The following is a 15,422-nucleotide window of genomic DNA, read 5'->3' as shown; positions in this document are numbered from 1 at the left end:
AGCAGGAAGTGGCCGAGGCAGTTGGTGGCGAAGGTCGTCTCGTACCCGTCGGGGCTGAACGTGACGTCGCCGTCGAAGCGGCCACCCGCGTTGCACAGGAGCGCGTCGAGCTCGGTCACGGACAAATCCCTGGCCGCTGCCCGGACGGACGCCAGGCTGGACAGGTCCAATGCCAGAGTGGTGACCGAGACACCGTGTGCGGCGCGCAACTCGTCGGCGACGGCCTGCATTCGGTCGGGGCTGCGCCCGACCAATATCAGATCGACCTTACGGGCGGCGAGCTCGGTCGCGGCTGCGAGGCCGATTCCCGAGTGGCCGCCGGTGATCAGGATCGTGGTCATCGTGTTCCGGTTCCGTCAGGAGGGCGCCGAGGACGGATTGGCCTAGGTCCTCTGCTCGGGCCTCAGTGTCCATTGCTGGTTGGCGGCGTCGGTTCTAGGCGGTGCCCGGCCCGGTTTGTGAGAGGCGGACCATGGCGCGGTAGAGGGCGGTGGGCCTCGGGGCTTCGGGCAGCGGGGGGATTGGTGCGCCGGGCGCGGCGTAAGAGCGGATCATGTGGCCGACGAGGCGGCGCCAGGTGTCGGGGGCGGCGTCGCCGGTGGCGGTGATGACTCCGGCGTTGGCGATGAGCAGGATGACGACGTCCTGGTGAGTGAAGTCCTCGCGCAGGTGCCCGGTGTCCTTGGCGCGGGTGATGAGTTCGAGTAGCCGGTTGTACGCCTCGGCGCGGCGGGCTTCCAGCGCCTTGGCGGCGGGGAAGGACATGGTCAGGACGTCGGCGAAGCCGCGGTCGGCGGCCTGCATGGCGCAGATGGCGTGGAGGTATCCGGTGAAGCCGTGCCAGGGGTCGGGGTCGGCGAGTGCTTCGGCGGTGGCGTCGGCGTAGGCGTCCATGCGGTCGGCGAAGACCGCGTTGACGAGTTCCTCCCGGGTGGCGAAGCGCCGGGAAAGCGTGGCCTTGCCGACGCCTGCCTCGCGGGCGACGGAGGCCATGGAGACGCCGAGTCCTTCGGTGGCGTAGAGGCGGCGGGCGGCGGCCAGGATGCGACAGCGGTTGCGTTCGGCGTCGGCGCGCAGTCCCGTGCCGGGCTGCTGGCCTGGCGTCTGGTCCGAAGGTGGCGAGGTCATGCCCCCAGTCTACCCAAGTGGAACGGGCGGCCCGCTTCTGCTGTACGGTGGGTGACAGAAAAAGTGGGACGCCCGGCCCACTTACCTGAAAGGACTTAAACGTGCCCAGCATCGCCATCGTCGGAGCCGGCCCCGGCATGGGCCTCGCCATCGCCCGCACCTTCGGCTCGCGCGGCTACGACGTCGCTCTCATCGCCCGCAACCGCGCCAAGCTCGACGACCTCGTCGGCCGGCTCACCGCCGAGGGCATCACCGCCGCCGCGTTCCCGGCCGATGTGCGCGACCACGGCGCGCTGACCCAGGCCCTCAAGGACGCCGCCAGCCGGTTCGGCGGCATCGACGTCCTGGAGCACTCCCCCGCTCCGAGCATCGCCTCCGTGAACCTCACCTCCCCGTCCCAGACCAGCCCCTCCGATGTGCAGGGATGGATCGACTTCCTGCTCTGCAGCGCCATCACCGCCACCCAGGCCGTCCTGCCCGCGATGCGTGAGGCCGGCGCGGGCACCCTGCTCTTCACCAACGGCGCCGGCTCGGTCGATCCCATCCCGATGCTCGGAAACGTCAACCCCGCTCAGGCGGCGCTGCGCAACTGGGTGCTCAACCTGCACAAGGAGCTGGCCGGCACCGGTATCCAGGCCGCGCACGTCGCCATCGGCGTGTGGATCGGCGCGGGCGGCCCTCCCGAAATCCCGACCGCCGAGGCCGAGGACATCGCCCCTCTCTACTGGGACCTGCACACCCAGCGCGACGAAGCCGAGCGCGTCTTCACCGCCTGACGCCTCCCAGTTATCCCCCGTTGAATCCTGATCCGCTCCATCCTCATCCGCCGCGGCAATCCCCACCGCGGCGCGACCGAAGAAGAAGGTCTCCGCTCCGATGAACGTGTTCCTGTGGATCCTGCAGGGCGTTCTCGCCGCGCTGTTCGTGGCCGCCGGCGTCACCAAGTCCACCCAGCCCCGCGAAAAGCTCATATCCCAGCTGCCGTGGGTCAGTGGCGTCTCGACACCCGTGGTGCGTCTGATCGGCGTCGCCGAACTCGCCGGCGGCCTCGGGCTGATCCTGCCGGGCGCTTTCGACATCGCCACCGTGCTCACCCCGCTGGCCGCCACCGGCCTGGCTGTGATCATGGTCCTGGCCATGGGCCTCCACGCCCGCCGCAAGGAGCTGCAGGCCATCGGATTCAACGCGATCCTGCTCATCGTCGCCGCGGTCATCATGTGGGGCCGGTTCTGGCCCTACTCCTTCTGACCACCCGGCCCCCTGCCCCTGCACAGCGGCCCGGCCCGCGACCACGCCGGCCGGGCCGCTCCCTCTCAACCCCTGTCTGCCTACCGGAGACGACCGTCGAACTCGGCATCATCTCCCTGTCCGACCTGCAGACCGACCCCGCCACAGGAAAACCGCACGACCCGGGGCGCCGCGAGTTTCCGTCCCGGCCCGATCCGCTCGCCCTCAGTTCAGGTACTGCGCCAGCCGGGTCGCCGTCACCACGGCTTGCTGAGCCGTCCGGACCGGGACCGCAGCCGCCAGTCCGGGGTGCCGGTCGTCTAGGGAGCCCCGCCCGGGTGCGTGTGCCGCGCGGGCGACTGCGTCCCGCTCGCCCGCCGGCATCCGCTTGAGAGGCACCGCTGGGGAGGACGCCCACTTCCGCGCCGCAGCTTGACGGATTCGTTCGAGCGGACAAGGAGACCCATCCTCGCCGCCGCCCTGGGAACAGGGCGCTGAGCGTCGCGCACACGATCGCCCCGAACAGCAACCCGCTCCATGGCATTTCATCCAGGCGATGGGTCGTCGCCACGTAGAGGAAGGAGCCGAGCCCGCCGCCTACGAAGAAGACGTCGAGGCCGACCTGCTCGGCCGGCACGAGGTCCTCGCCGCGCAGGGTGAGGGCGGTGATCCGGCCGCGCTGCAGTCCCACCGCGTCGATCAGCCGGTACGCCACCGTCCGCAGGTCGTTGTCATGCGCGGACGCTTCCGCAAGGCGCCGGGTCTTCTCCCAGGTGCCGCCGCCGGCGAAGCGCAGGGCCAGGGTCAGGCCGCGGGCCACCTGGTGACGGCCTTCGAACGGCTCTACCGCCACGAGCCTGCGGTCCACGGCCGCCGCCCGACCTCCGGGAACCGGGAGCAGAGCACCGGCGGCGGCATCCCGGCATCCCTTCGTCCTGGACGGCACCGGACCCGCCGGCACCGAGGACGAGGCCACGGCTCTGCCCGCAGGGGCCGGGCCACTTGCCCAGTGCAGGTCGGCGGCCTGAAGTGCCGCTGGCGGGGCAGATGCGAATTGAGCCGTCGGCTCAGTGAGGTTGGAGGGACATCATGATCGCTCTCGGCGTCCTGCTGCTCATCCTTGGTTTTCTGTTCCACATCGGGATCCTGTGGACGATCGGGATCATCCTTCTGGTCATCGGCGCGGTCCTGTGGATCCTGGGATCCGTCGGACACGCCGTCGGAGGCCGACGCCACTACTGGTGACCGTCGGGAGTACCGCTCCACTGAGCCGACGCCATCGGCTTCGACAGCGGTCTGAGCTGGACTGTCATTGCCGCCGGCTACGGTCGCCCTCGCCGCCGGAAACCGTGACCCGCGATCACGGCGATCCGGACGCAGGATCCGCCGGTCGCCGCCTACTGCGGATGGGCGGTCCATCCGGTCCCCAATGCTCCGGCCCTCCCCCGCGCCAGTCGATCCACCGCGCCTGCGCCACCTCCGCCAGGTCGATCTCCAACCCGGCCCGGCGCAGAAACTCCGCCACGTCGTCCAGTCCGTACGCCACACCGAGACTCTCGCCATCCACACGCACCCGCCGGCCACCCACCGGTGTCGGCGCCTGCACGACCACGCATATCGCTCCCGACGGGCCCGCAGGATCATCCGCACCGTGGGGGACGGCGCTGCCGCAGGGTGGCATCAGGAGACCCGCAGGAGTGTGGTGGCAGGGCGGATCGCGTCCGCACCGAACTTGGCGCGGATACGGTCACTGACTTCTTCGGCGACCAGGCGGGCTTCACGGGCCTGGTCGAGGCTGACTTGCTCGGCCACCTGACCGGTCGGCACCAGGTCCTCGCCTCGCAGGGTGAGGGCGGTGATCCGGCCGCGCTGCAGCCCGGCCGCGTCGATCAGCCGGTACGCCACCGTTCGCAGGTCGTCGTCGTGGGCGGACGCTTCCGCGAGACGCCGGGTCTTCTCCCAGGTGGTGCCGCCGGCGAAACGTAGAACTAGGGTCAGGCCGCGGGCCACCTGGTGCCGGCGGCGCAGCTGGTGGGCGAGGGTGACGACCACATCGAGCAGGGCCGCGCGCACGCCGGCGCCGTCCAGGGTGTGCCGGGGAAACGACCGGTGGATGCTCGCGGTGGCGGGCAGGGCGCGCGGGACGACGGGGCGGGGGTCGATGCCGCGGGCCCGGTCGGCAGCGGTACGCCCGGCCCGGCCGCCCAGCAGCCGCTGCACGCTGGCAGGCGGAACCGCCGCGAGCACACCGACGCAGTGCACGCCATAGTCGTGCAGCGCCTGGGCCTGGCGGTGCCCGATGCCGTGCATGGCTTCGACCGGGAGCGGCCCGAGGAACTCCGCGACCTGGTCGGGTGCGACGGTCAGGACGCCGCCCGGTCCGGTGATCTGGGCGGAGGCGGTGGCCGCGACGGTGATGGATGGGCCGATCCCGACCCGGACATCGAGACCGAGCCGGGCGAGGATCCGCACCCGCAGCACCTCCCCCAGGCGGCGGGCGTCAGCACGGTGATAGCGCAGCGCGCCTTTCAACTCCACCAGTGCCGCGGTCGGCGGCAACGCCTGCACCACCGGGGACACCTCCGCCAGCTGATCCAGGACCTGCCGGTAGAGGTCCTCCGGCAGTCGGTCCGGGTAGCCCACATGCATCACACTCGCCACCTGCCGTGCTCCAGTCCCTGTCACCGCACTCACCTCCTCCCACCCCACGTTATCGAACAAGAATTCGAACACGCGAGTCGGCGAACGCGAAGTGGCCCGTGGACCTGTGACTGTGACTTAGCGCCGTAGTTGGCCCTTTAGCGGTCTACTTGGCCCGCCTGAGCGTTCTAGGTGGCCCGTAACGCGGCAGAAGCACACCTGACCTGCGTTGATGTCTTGGCGGAGGGCGGGGGCTCGCTCAGCACAGGGCAGTGGCCTGCGACGATGTCCGGGCTGGACAGTCGGCACGCACGTTGGAAAGCGCGCGATCGAAGTCGGCCACTACGGACTGACGAATGAAGCGGGTGTGGCATGCAAACGCTGGTGGAGGGGGATGTCGCGGAGGCACTGCGCGACAGCGGCGGCGAGGCGATCCGTCTGTACGTCGCGGCCTGCGCCGAGCGCATGGCGCCGCTGTTCATAGGCCTGCGGGCGGGGGTGCCCGGGCGGGAGGCCGACCTGGACTTCTGCGTGCGGTCCGTACGCGACCTCTGGCATACCGGCCAGCCGCTGGCCGACGCTGCTGAGCGAGTAAGCGTGCTGGAGCGGTTCCCCGAACTTCAACCGAGCGAGGAGGGGATTACCGACGTCGCTGACACCTACGCCTTCTTCGGCGCCCTCGTCCTGCGGCACGCCCTGTTGGCCAACGGCACCGGGGATGCCCGTGACGCGGTGGCCTGCGGCCACGCGGCGCTCACCGCGATGGGGATGCTGGACCAGAACCTCGCGGGTGCCGGCTTCAGCGCCGAGGAGCAGCGGCTTCAGTCCCGCTCGGCGACCGGCGACGCCGCAGGTCTTTGGGAGGCCAGCGTGACAGCGGGACGGGAGCGGTTCCGTGCCGTGCTGGGTCGCACCGGGCGTGGCGGAGGCTGAGCGCCGTAGTTGGCCGCACGGGCCAAGTCGGCCGCTCAGTCACAGGTGTGACTGAGCGCCGCAGTTGGCCATTGGCGCTTCACTTGGCCACTTCAGTGCTCAGTGTCGGTCACAGGACGCCTTTGGCCGGGTAGCTGGTCCCAGCGGTTGATCAGGTCATGGGACTCGGCGGACCGTACCGGTGCTGAGCCACTGCAACAGCGTTGCTGCGAGGTGTACGGCCGCCTGAGCCGCCTCCGGCGAGATTGGGGCACTGGTGAGCAATGCTCAGTACCTGTGGATCGAGGCTCGGGAGGCGCGCGAAGGGCGTACCTTCCCGAGTGATCGATTGATGGTCACCGAGTAGGCCGACGCTGCGAACGTCGGTCGGTGTCAGCGGTCACGTAATTCCCCACGATCTGCATGATCAACATCACGTAATTCCCCATCCCTGCGATCACGACTCCCCATGGGGACGGCGAATCCGTCGGTGTGCACTCGGCAGGCCATGACCGGCCTCTACGCTGATCCGATGCGCCAGCCCGCCGAAGACCCCTACTGGAACACCAACGTTGCCCGGCACCCGGGCATCCTCCGGTCTGTTCCCGAGGGGTGCGGCGGTGCTTTGGACGTTGGCTGCGGGGACGGGCTGCTGGCACGGAAGCTTGCCGGGCGGGCGAAACACGTCACCGGGATCGACAAGTCGCCGGCCATGATCGCCTGCGCACGTGAGTCCGCTGCCGGTCACCCGCAACTCACCTTCGTCGAGGGGGACTTCCTCACCGCAGAACTTCCCTGTGCGGAGTACGGCTTCGTCTGCTCGGTGACCACGATCCATCACATGGACTTCGAGGCGGCCCTCGTCCGCATGCGTGATCTGCTGCGGCCTGGTGGCACGCTGGTGGTGGTCGGTCTGGCTCGCGAGGCGAGCGTTGCGGAGTGGGCGGCGCTGATCGCGGCTGCCCCGATCGTGCGGATCATGAAGGTGCTGCGTCGCGCGCGCGGCCCGCAGGGCATGCCGGTCGCCGAGCCGCAGATGAGCTATGGGCAGGTGCGGGCTGCTGCCTCTTGCGGGCACCGCCGGCCTCTCGCTCGTCCACCGGATGCCTCCGTTCGCCGACCGTCCGCACAGACTACCCGGCCATCTCCTACTAGTTGTAGGAGGTATGCTCCGGGCTTCGAACCGCGAACTATCACAACTTGTAGAGTTCCGCCGCTCCCGCAGGGCCACGCCGTGGAGCGCTCAACCCGCTGGAGTGCTCCCAGCCCACCTGGGCCGCACCGTCCAGGAGGGCTATCACCGGCTGCCGGCTCGGGCCCCCTGGGCCTACCAGCGGATCTCCTCCAGCACCGAGCGCACCGGTGGCGCGGGCGCTGCTGCGCACGGCGCAGGACCCGGTACTGCACGCCCTACCCGCCGGGCACCGACACCGTCGTCTCCACCTCGCTGGAGGCATTCGCCTGCAGCGCGCCCGTCTCCAGTTACCGCTGCATACCCGGGCACGGGCTGACCAACGCCGCCGCCTTGAACGAGGCCGGTGCGGCCATCTGGATACGCGACCCGGCCGACCTCACGGCGGTGCGGGTCCACCTGATCGGTGGCCCGCTCGGACGCCGACAACGGGCAACGGGATTCGCCCTGTTCGCTCAGACCCCCGACGGCTGCCCGACGGCCGAGATTGCGCGCGGGCACCGGTCAGGAGCCCCCGACCGGGGTTTCCGTCCGGCTGCACAACGGCACCGAACGAAGCACCGACTCGCCGCCACGGCCGTCCTCGCGTCCGTCGTGTGCGCCAGCGCCGTCGCCACCGGGGTGGCGACGGCGTACGACAGTCCCGACCTCCATCCACGCCATCAGCCACCGGCGACGGGCACGACGGCGCGGGGCTCGGACTGCCACTCGCACGGCGCCTGGCACGCGCCGTCGGCGGCGAGGTGTCCCACGATCGCGGTCACACCTGCGGGGCACGCTTCCGGGTCGACCTGCCTGTCGGGTGCCCGGACTCAGTCGGCCCGCTGAGTGACCGGCTCCCGTCCCGTCGGCCGCGGTGCGGCGGTGCGGCGTTCCTGGACCTGCGCGTAGGCCACCAGACTGAGCAGGATGCCCAGGAGCACGGCCGAGGACCCTGCGGTGCCGAGGTCCAGGCCGCCCTTGGCGACCGGCTTGGTCAGGAAGTCACCCGCGGTGGCGCCCAGGGGGCGGGTGAGGACGAAGGCGATCCAGAACAGCAGCACGTTCGGCACCACCGGCACCTTCATCAGGGCGACGAGAACGGCGAGCGCCCCGCTCACGAGCAGAGCGCCGCCGGCGTAACCGAGCCCGGAGCTGTCGGAGAGGAAGTCACCCATGGAGGTGCCGAGGGTGTTGGAGACGAGGATCGCCGACCAGAACAGCGCCTCGCCGCGGAAGGTGACGATGTCGCGGATCTGGAAGGTCATCCCGGACATCTTCCAGACGGCGAAGATGACCAGCAGGATCGAGATGAGGATCGCCGCCCCGGTGGGATAGCCGAGGCCAAGACCCTGAGGCCCCCAGCCGAGCGAAGTGACGCCGCCGGAAAGGAACTTGGTGCTGGCGTCCCGGTTCATGAAGTCGGACATCGTGGTGCCGGCCATGCTGGTCGACAGGATCACGGTCCAGTAGAAGAACGGGTTGTAGCGGCTCGACCTCAGCTGGACGACCAGCGTCACCACGAAGAGCAGGAACAGGGCGATCGTGGTCAGGAAGTAGCCGAGTTTCAGGGTCTGGGCGAAGAGGTCCCCGGCCGTCTCGCCGAGAGTGGTCGCGGCGACCTTCATGATCCAGAACGCCAGAGTGACTTCGGGTAATTTCTTCATCACCGACTTGGTCGCGCTCGCGACGTCGAGATCAGTGAACATTTCCGGTTGCTGCACGGTGGGGGGCTCCGATTCGGTCGTACGACAGAACGCCCGCCCCGCGATGGGGGCGGGCACCCTGCGTCATGAGGCGACCCCGAAGAGTGATCGCCACAACCGATCTTGGCAGCGTCAGCCTGAACGCATCCTGAACGCCGGCCGCGCCCCTGCTCAGGCCGCGTGCCGGGCGGCGCGCTGTGACTGCGTCACGTCTTTGCGGGTCACCGACAGATACACGACCAGACCGAGGACGACCGTGAGGAACAGCGCACTGGTGACGACGGTTCCCATACCCAGGCCGCCGTCGCCGGTGGGCTGGGAGAGGTAGTCGCCGATGGACGCGCCGAGCGGTCGGGTGAGGATGTAGGCGATCCAGAAACTCCACACCGCGTCCAGGTCAAGGGCGAAGTGCGCGAGGGCGACCGCGGCGATGACCAGGGCGAACAGCAGCGCGGAGAGCCAGTGGCCGAGGACCACGCGCGCGGAGACCAGGTCGCCGGCCGCGGTGCCGAGTGCGAAGGTGAACAGGACGGCGAGCCAGTAGAAGGACTCCCGTCCGGTGGTGTCGATGTGGTGGATGGACAGCGTCCGCTCACACCGGTACCAGACCACGAAGACGATCCCGAGGACGACCGCGAAGACGGTCGTGCCGGTCTCCAGTGGTACGCCCAGGTTGACGGTGAGGCTGTCGCTGATCAGCGTGCCGACGACGCTGGTCAGGGCGACGGCGAGCCAATACACCCCCGCACGACAGGCGGCGGTACGGAACTGCACCACCAGGACGACCGCCAGCAGCGCGCTCATCAGCACCGACACACCGGTCAGGCCGAGACCGGCCTTCTCGTCGAGCAGGCCGGCCGCGGTCTCGCCGACCGTCGTGCACAGCACCTTGATGACCCAGAAGCAGACCGTGACTCGGGGCACCTTGTTCCAGTCCGGTCGGCGGTCGGAGGGCGAGACCTGGATGTCGGCCGCCGAGGGCGTGGGCGTCTGGGAAGTCCCGTATGTCATGAGGCCGGACCGTGCCACGGGATACCTGAACGCATCCTGACCGCCGTGCGTCATCGGCTGCCCCATCCGCCTCACCCGAGCACTATGAGTGACATGACGACTCGTGATCACGGCTCCTGCATAGCGGCGTTACGCCCCGTCCCCTCCGCCGCCCTTGAAGAAGGCCGCCTTGAACCGTCCAACTGCCTCCCCACCGTCTGCCGACCCGGTGACGATCTGGCTGCGCCGTCGGCTCGGCCGGGCCGTCGTGCTGTCCTACGTCGCCGCCCTCCTCCTGCCCGACCCAGGCCTGTGGCTGCGTCGCGACCACACCGTGCCGATCGGCGCCGTCACCGCCCTGCCCCTGAGCACCGCCCCGCTGCTGCTGTCCCTGGTGCTCTTCTCCGCCGGACTCCAAGTACCCGTCCGCGAACTGGGCCGTCTGCTCCGCAAGCCGACCGCCCTGGTGGCCGGGATGGTTCTCCATCTCGTGATCCCGCTCCTGGTCATCCCCGTCGTCGCGTTCGGACTGCACCGCACCCCGGACAGCGACGGCGGCAGCGGACTGATCACCTCGATGATCCTGATCGTGGCGATGCCGGTGGCCGCCGGAGCCACCGTCTGGACCGGCAAGGGCGACGGCGACCAACCCGCCATGGTGGGGCTCGTCCTCGCCTCCACACTCCTCAGCCCGCTCACCATCCCGCTGATCATCACCACCCTGGTGCCGCTCCTCGACGGCGGCTACGCGGACACACTGGCAACGACCGGCCATACGGCCCAGGGCGGCTTCGCTCTCGTCACCGTGGTCCTCCCCTGTGCGTTCGGCATCCTGTTCCGACTCGCGCTGCCGACGGCGTGGCTCAGCCGGGCTCTGCGCGTGATCGTGCCCGTGGCGCTGCTCGGATCGCTCGTCCTGACCTATGTCAACGCCAGTGGCGCCCTGGGCTCCTTCCTCGCGCATCCGCGCCCGCTGCTGTTCGGCGCGGCACTGGTCGTGGCGGCGCTCGTCTGCCTGCTGTCCTTCGTGCTGGGCCGGACCGCCGCTCGGCTCCTGCGCCTGGACGCCCCCGCCTCCTCCTCGCTGACCCTCGCCTGCGGGATGAACAACAGCAGCGCGAGCGCGGTCCTGATCACCACCACGCTGCCCGACAAACCACACCTGCTCCTGCCCGTGCTCGCCTACGGGCTGCTGCAGAAGACGGCCGCGAGCCGGGTCGTGCGGACAGGGGCTCGTCGGCACCCGCCCTGCCCTGCGTCACCGTGAACTGCGCTCAGTGCGCGACGCGGTAGAGGTGTTCGGGGCGGCCGGTGGCCCCGTAGCGAAGTTCGAGGCGGACCATGCCCTCCTTGACCAGGTAGGAGAGATAACGCTGAGCCGTGGCGCGGGAGACTCCGGTGCGTTCGGCGGCCTCCGCGGCCGACAGGGCGTCGGGCGCGCCGCGCAACGTCTGGTGCAGCAGGGCGAGCGTCGGCGCGGAGTGCCCCTTCGCGGGGACGCGGGGCACGGCCGGCGGCCGGGCGGCGCTGAACAGGGCGTCCACGTCGGCCTGGTCGGTCTCGGGGACCGTGCCCAGGGCGTCCATACGGTGCTGGAGCTCCCGGTAGGCGGTGAGCCGCTCGGCGAGGTCGGGCGCGCCGAAGGGCTTGACCAGGTATCCGACGGCGCCGAGCTTCATCGCGATCCGTACCGAGGTGATGTCCCGGTCGGCGGTGATCATGATGGCGTCGGGGCGGTCGCCGCCCTCGTCGCCGCTCAGCCGGCGCAGCACGTCCAGTCCGCTGCCGTCCGGCAGGAAGACGTCGAGCAGCAGCAGGTCGGGGTGGAGGTCGCGCACCGCGGCCAGCGCCTCGGCCACCGTCGCCGCCTGGCCGACCACCTCGAATTCCCGGACGCGGGTCACGTAGTCGCAGTGGATGCGGCTCACCCGGAAGTCGTCGTCCACCACCAGGGTCCGGATCACCAGCGATCGCCTCCCGCCACGCCGTCCAGTACCGGTGAAGCCGTCGTGAACAGGGCGCCCCGTGGGCCTGGCGCGGTGTCGGGCACCGGCAGCATCACGGTGAAGACGGCGCCGGGCCCTTCACTGACGGCGATCGTGCCGCCGTGCCGCTGCACCAGCCGGTGGACGAGCGCGAGGCCGAGGCCGCGCCGGGCGGTGCCGCGGTCGGGGCGGGTCGACCAGCCGTCCTCGAAGATGGACTCGGCGGTGTCCGGCGGGATGCCGGGGCCGGTGTCGGCCACCTCCACCCGCACTGCGTCGACGGCCTCGATCAGCGACAGTGCGACCTCGGCACCGCCCGAGGGCGCCGGTCCGGTCGCGGAGGCGTCGATCGCGTTGTCCAGCAGGTTGCCGATGATGGTCAGCAGCCGAGGCAGGTGCGGCGGGTCCTCGCCGAGGGCGGAGTCCTCGCTGAGCACGATCCGCACCCCGCGCTCTGCGGCCACCGTGGTCTTGGCGACGATCAGTCCCACGAGCAGCGGGTTGCCGATCCGTTCCCGTACGGACTCGGTCAGCGCCTGCTCGGCACCGGCCGTGTCGACGGCGAACTCGTAGGCGGCGTCGTGGTCGCCGATGTCCAGCAGCCCGGCCACCGTGTGCATACGGTTGGTGAACTCGTGCTGCTGGGCGCGCAGCGCGTCCGTCAGCCCGCGCACCGAGTCGAGCTCGCGCAGCAGACCGATGATCTCGGTGCGATCGCGCACGGTGACCACGGCGCCCAGTTCCCGTCCGTGCAAGGCGACCGGCATCCGGTTGACGACCAGGCAGTGGTCGTCGGTGAGCACGCTGATGTCGCCGCCCGCCAGGGTGCCGTCCAGGGCTCGGCGCAGCCGCCCGTCGGGCAGGACCTCCGCCAGCGTGCTGCCAAGCGCGGTGCCCAGTCCGAGCAGGTCGCGGGCCTCGTCGTTGACCAGCGTGATGCGGCCGTCCGGGTCGAAGGCGACGACTCCCTCACGGATTCCGTGCAGCATCGCCTCCCGGTCCTGCAGCAGCCCGGCGATCTCCTCCAGCTCCAGCCCGAACGTCGTCCGCTTGAGCCGTCTGGCCAGCAGGAACGCGGCCGTCGAGCCGAGCGCGACGGCGATGGCGCTGTACAGGCCGAAGGTGGGCAGCTCGCGCCACAGCTCACCCAGCACATAGTGCTCGGGGAGCCCCGCGGACACTTCGCCGACCAGCTTGCCGGTGGGCCCGTACAGCGGGGCCTTGCCGTTGGCGGAACGCCCCGTCGCGCCCTGGTCGGTGCCGACGTGCGTCCTGCCGTCCAGCACCACGATCCGGTCCCCCGTCGGTTCACCGACCAGCGCCGGGTCGGGGTGCGAGTGACGGATGCCGCGCAGGTCGAGCACGACCACGTACGACGCGCCCGAGGCCTTGCGGATCCGCTCGGCGACCGTCTGCACCACATCGCCGCCGCCCCCGTACTGCATGGCGTGGCGGATCTGCGGTTCCGCGGCCGTGGTCTCGGCGATGGCCAGGGCCCGCTTCTCGTAGGCACGGTCGATCTCGCCCCGCTGCGCGAAGGCGAACAGCACGAAGCCGATCAGCCCGGTCAGTGCCAGGATGGCCAGTTGGTTGGCCAGAATGCGCGCGGAGAGCCTCCCCTTCCCACCGCGGCCGATCGGGATACGGATGCGTGTCACGCGTGTCTCTGCCTGTCGTACGGGGCCCGGGCGCGGCCCCTGCGCCGTACCCGTGGTGGCGTGATTGTGCCCCCGTCACCGGCCTTCTGCCCACCCCCGGCCGGCTGAGCAGAACGAGCAAAAGCACGGCTAACACGGCTAACGCGAGATACGGATGAAACAGCGACGTAACACCCGCCGGCCTCTAGCGTCTGCCTTCCTCGACCTCCGAGGTCAGGAAGGAGACAGCCTCAGATGGCTTCACGAAACGATGTCGCGACGAGCCCCGGTGCCGGGACGACCGGCCGGGACAGCGCACGAGTCGAGATCTCAGGACTCACCAAACGGTTTCTGACTCCCGCGGGTGGAGTGTTCACGGCGCTGCAGGACGTCTCGTTCACTGTGGAGCCCGGCCAGTTCTGCGCGGTGGTGGGCCCGACCGGCTGCGGCAAGTCGACGACGCTGAGCATGGTGTCCGGGCTCGACCGGCCCAGCGAGGGCTCGGTCAAGGTCGGCGGCCATGAGGTGAACGGCGTCACCGACGGCGTCAGCTTCATGTTCCAGAGCGACGCGCTGCTGCCCTGGAAGACGGTCCTCGGCAACGTCCTGATGGGCCCGGTCTTCCGCAGGGTGCCCAAGCAGCAGGCCCAGGCCTCGGCCCGCGACTGGCTGCGCCGGGTGGGCCTGACGGGGTTCGAGGACCGCTATCCGCACCAGCTCTCCGGCGGTATGCGCAAGCGCGTGGCGATGGCAGCGGCGCTGATCAACGAACCCAAGATCCTGATCATGGACGAGCCGTTCGGCGCCCTGGACGTGCAGACCAAGGCGATCATGTCGACCGAACTGCTCGGTCTGTGGGAGCAGATCCGCCCGTCGGTCATCTTCATCACCCACGACCTCGACGAGGCAGTGGCGCTCGCCGACCGGGTCGTCGTCATGACGTCCAGCCCCGGCTCGGTCAAGGCGGTCTTCGACATCGACCTGCCCCGTCCGCGCGGCTCGGTCCAGGAGATCCGTTTCCAGCCGCGGTTCATCGAACTCCAGCACCAGATCTGGGACTCGCTGCGCGAGGAGGTGGAGCGCGCCTACGCACGCACCGCAGGAGGTACGGCATGAGCACGACGTCCACCGTCTCCACGGCCCCGGTCGAGGACGGCGCACCCGTCTCGGCCGCGGCCGCCGCCAGAAGCGCCGTCCGGCGGCGCACCGCTCTGGTGTGGGCGGGGCGCATCGGTCTCGCGACCTTCGTCCTCGGTGGCTGGCAGGCGTTCACCGCCTGGGGGATCGTCGACAAGTTCTTCTTCGGGCAGCCGTCCGGCATCGCCCAACGGCTCGTCGACCTCTTCCGGCACGGCACCGAGTTCGGGTCCTTCTACGCCAACATCTGGACCACCATCCAGGAGGCGCTCGCCGGCTTCGCCCTCGGAGCCGTCACCGGAGTGGTCGTCGGCGTCGCACTCGGCCAGAGCCGCTTCCTCGCCGACGTGCTCGGCCCTTACATCAAGATGGTCAACGCGATCCCGCGTATCGTCCTCGGCTCGATCTTCATCGTCGCGTTCGGCATCGGCGTGCTGCCGAAGATCCTGCTCGCCGCGGTGCTGGTGTTCTTCATCGTCTTCTTCAACGCCTTCCAGGGCGTCCGCGAGGTCGACCGCAACATCCTCGCCAACACCGAGGTCCTCGGCGCCTCGCAGCTGCAGATCATCCGGCACGTCACCGTGCCCTCCGCCCTCACGTGGATCATCGCCAGCCTGCACAGCGCCTTCGGTTTCGCCATCGTCGGCGCGCTGGTCGGCGAGGTGCTCGGCGCGCAGAGCGGCCTCGGCCTGGTCATCAAGACCGCGCAGAACAACTTCGACCCCAACGGCGTGTTCGCCACGATGCTCGTCATTTCGGTCATCGTGCTCGGCGCCGAGTGGCTGATCGGCAAGCTCGAGCACCGGCTGCTGTCCTGGCGCCCGCCGGCCCCGTCCGAGGCCGCCAACACCATCTGACACGTCGCCCCTTCCCCCCTCCTCCCCTCAAC

At 70.0% G+C, this 15,422-nt stretch carries 15 protein-coding genes and 2 pseudogenes; 9 read left to right on the top strand and 8 right to left on the bottom strand.

Translation table 11 applies throughout. The annotated features are described in order from the left end of the window. Both ABZT03_RS32680 and ABZT03_RS32675 read right to left on the bottom strand, forming a co-directional pair. The coding region (locus tag ABZT03_RS32680; protein ID WP_356046124.1) for an SDR family NAD(P)-dependent oxidoreductase at window positions 1-341 on the bottom strand (341 nt) is incomplete at its 3' end. A gap of 94 nt (window positions 342-435) precedes the next feature. Then, window positions 436-1,128, bottom strand: coding sequence for a helix-turn-helix domain-containing protein (locus ABZT03_RS32675; RefSeq protein WP_356046123.1), 693 nt, complete (start codon window positions 1,126-1,128; stop codon window positions 436-438). A gap of 101 nt (window positions 1,129-1,229) precedes the next feature. Here ABZT03_RS32675 and ABZT03_RS32670 point away from each other — a divergent pair, with 101 nt between their 5' ends. Then, the gene (locus ABZT03_RS32670; protein ID WP_356046121.1) at window positions 1,230-1,904 is read left to right on the top strand and encodes an SDR family oxidoreductase; all 675 of its coding nucleotides are present in this window, start codon (window positions 1,230-1,232) and stop codon (window positions 1,902-1,904) included. 100 nt (window positions 1,905-2,004) lie between these two features. After that, complete coding sequence (locus tag ABZT03_RS32665; RefSeq protein WP_356046119.1) at window positions 2,005-2,376, top strand: DoxX family protein; 372 nt, start codon at window positions 2,005-2,007, stop codon at window positions 2,374-2,376. Here ABZT03_RS32665 and ABZT03_RS32660 read toward each other — a convergent pair. Then, window positions 2,342-3,175 (bottom strand): hypothetical protein, encoded by an 834-nt coding sequence (locus ABZT03_RS32660; RefSeq protein ID WP_356046126.1) that lies wholly within the window; start codon window positions 3,173-3,175, stop codon window positions 2,342-2,344. The two genes, ABZT03_RS32665 and ABZT03_RS32660, sit on opposite strands and share 35 nt — an antisense overlap. Window positions 3,176-3,444: 269 nt before the next feature. Here ABZT03_RS32660 and ABZT03_RS32655 point away from each other — a divergent pair, with 269 nt between their 5' ends. Beyond that, complete coding sequence (locus ABZT03_RS32655) at window positions 3,445-3,600, top strand: DUF6131 family protein (RefSeq protein WP_356046117.1); 156 nt, start codon at window positions 3,445-3,447, stop codon at window positions 3,598-3,600. Window positions 3,601-4,035: 435 nt separating this feature from the next. Here the strand turns inward: ABZT03_RS32655 and ABZT03_RS32650 are convergent, their stop codons facing one another. Further along, window positions 4,036-5,004, bottom strand: a complete 969-nt coding sequence (locus tag ABZT03_RS32650) for a hypothetical protein (protein ID WP_356046125.1) — start codon at window positions 5,002-5,004, stop codon at window positions 4,036-4,038. A 363-nt stretch (window positions 5,005-5,367) separates the two neighbouring features. Here ABZT03_RS32650 and ABZT03_RS32645 point away from each other — a divergent pair, with 363 nt between their 5' ends. The 3 genes and pseudogenes from ABZT03_RS32645 to ABZT03_RS32635 all read left to right on the top strand — a co-directional run. Further along, the gene (locus ABZT03_RS32645) at window positions 5,368-5,928 is read left to right on the top strand and encodes a hypothetical protein (protein ID WP_356046115.1); all 561 of its coding nucleotides are present in this window, start codon (window positions 5,368-5,370) and stop codon (window positions 5,926-5,928) included. A gap of 448 nt (window positions 5,929-6,376) precedes the next feature. Next, window positions 6,377-6,877: pseudogene (locus ABZT03_RS32640) on the top strand (class I SAM-dependent methyltransferase); the annotation flags it as partial. An 893-nt stretch (window positions 6,878-7,770) separates the two neighbouring features. After that, a pseudogene (locus ABZT03_RS32635) lies at window positions 7,771-7,902 on the top strand (ATP-binding protein); the annotation flags it as partial. A 9-nt stretch (window positions 7,903-7,911) separates the two neighbouring features. Here the strand turns inward: ABZT03_RS32635 and ABZT03_RS32630 are convergent. Further along, window positions 7,912-8,787 (bottom strand): hypothetical protein, encoded by an 876-nt coding sequence (locus ABZT03_RS32630; RefSeq protein WP_356046114.1) that lies wholly within the window; start codon window positions 8,785-8,787, stop codon window positions 7,912-7,914. Window positions 8,788-8,955: 168 nt separating this feature from the next. Beyond that, entirely contained in the window at window positions 8,956-9,795 is an 840-nt protein-coding gene (locus tag ABZT03_RS32625; protein WP_356046112.1) for a hypothetical protein, read from the bottom strand. A 169-nt stretch (window positions 9,796-9,964) separates the two neighbouring features. On the opposite strand from ABZT03_RS32625, the gene ABZT03_RS32620 reads away from it, so the two are divergent. Continuing rightward, the gene (locus ABZT03_RS32620; protein ID WP_356046110.1) at window positions 9,965-11,041 is read left to right on the top strand and encodes a sodium-dependent transporter; all 1,077 of its coding nucleotides are present in this window, start codon (window positions 9,965-9,967) and stop codon (window positions 11,039-11,041) included. 7 nt (window positions 11,042-11,048) lie between these two features. On the opposite strand, the gene ABZT03_RS32615 is transcribed toward ABZT03_RS32620, so the two are convergent. Then, window positions 11,049-11,738, bottom strand: a complete 690-nt coding sequence (locus tag ABZT03_RS32615) for a response regulator (protein ID WP_356046108.1) — start codon at window positions 11,736-11,738, stop codon at window positions 11,049-11,051. Then, entirely contained in the window at window positions 11,735-13,417 is a 1,683-nt protein-coding gene (locus ABZT03_RS32610; protein ID WP_356046106.1) for a sensor histidine kinase, read from the bottom strand. The genes ABZT03_RS32615 and ABZT03_RS32610 overlap by 4 nt, the downstream gene beginning before the upstream one ends. A gap of 234 nt (window positions 13,418-13,651) precedes the next feature. Here ABZT03_RS32610 and ABZT03_RS32605 point away from each other — a divergent pair, with 234 nt between their 5' ends. Together ABZT03_RS32605 and ABZT03_RS32600 are read left to right on the top strand one after the other, a co-directional pair. Continuing rightward, a complete protein-coding gene (locus ABZT03_RS32605) occupies window positions 13,652-14,512 on the top strand; it encodes an ABC transporter ATP-binding protein (protein WP_356046104.1) in 861 nt (286 codons plus the stop codon). Beyond that, window positions 14,509-15,390, top strand: a complete 882-nt coding sequence (locus tag ABZT03_RS32600; protein ID WP_356046103.1) for an ABC transporter permease — start codon at window positions 14,509-14,511, stop codon at window positions 15,388-15,390. The genes ABZT03_RS32605 and ABZT03_RS32600 overlap by 4 nt, the downstream gene beginning before the upstream one ends. Window positions 15,391-15,422 lie beyond the last annotated feature (32 nt).

It is taken from the genome of Streptomyces sp. NPDC005574 (assembly GCF_040605435.1).
Taxonomy (GTDB): domain Bacteria; phylum Actinomycetota; class Actinomycetes; order Streptomycetales; family Streptomycetaceae; genus Streptomyces.
The sequence above is the reverse complement of the archived record's forward strand: the minus strand, read 5'-3'. Positions and strand labels throughout refer to the sequence as shown.

Coding starts and splice junctions, on each gene's coding strand:
- ABZT03_RS32675 (WP_356046123.1), bottom strand. CDS start 1,128: ATGACCTCGCCACCTTCGGACCAGACGCCAGGCCAGCAGCCCGGCACG.
- ABZT03_RS32665 (WP_356046119.1), top strand. CDS start 2,005: ATGAACGTGTTCCTGTGGATCCTGCAGGGCGTTCTCGCCGCGCTGTTC.
- ABZT03_RS32655 (WP_356046117.1), top strand. CDS start 3,445: ATGATCGCTCTCGGCGTCCTGCTGCTCATCCTTGGTTTTCTGTTCCAC.
- ABZT03_RS32650 (WP_356046125.1), bottom strand. CDS start 5,004: ATGCATGTGGGCTACCCGGACCGACTGCCGGAGGACCTCTACCGGCAG.
- ABZT03_RS32645 (WP_356046115.1), top strand. CDS start 5,368: ATGCAAACGCTGGTGGAGGGGGATGTCGCGGAGGCACTGCGCGACAGC.
- ABZT03_RS32630 (WP_356046114.1), bottom strand. CDS start 8,787: ATGTTCACTGATCTCGACGTCGCGAGCGCGACCAAGTCGGTGATGAAG.
- ABZT03_RS32625 (WP_356046112.1), bottom strand. CDS start 9,795: ATGACATACGGGACTTCCCAGACGCCCACGCCCTCGGCGGCCGACATC.
- ABZT03_RS32605 (WP_356046104.1), top strand. CDS start 13,652: ATGGCTTCACGAAACGATGTCGCGACGAGCCCCGGTGCCGGGACGACC.
- ABZT03_RS32600 (WP_356046103.1), top strand. CDS start 14,509: ATGAGCACGACGTCCACCGTCTCCACGGCCCCGGTCGAGGACGGCGCA.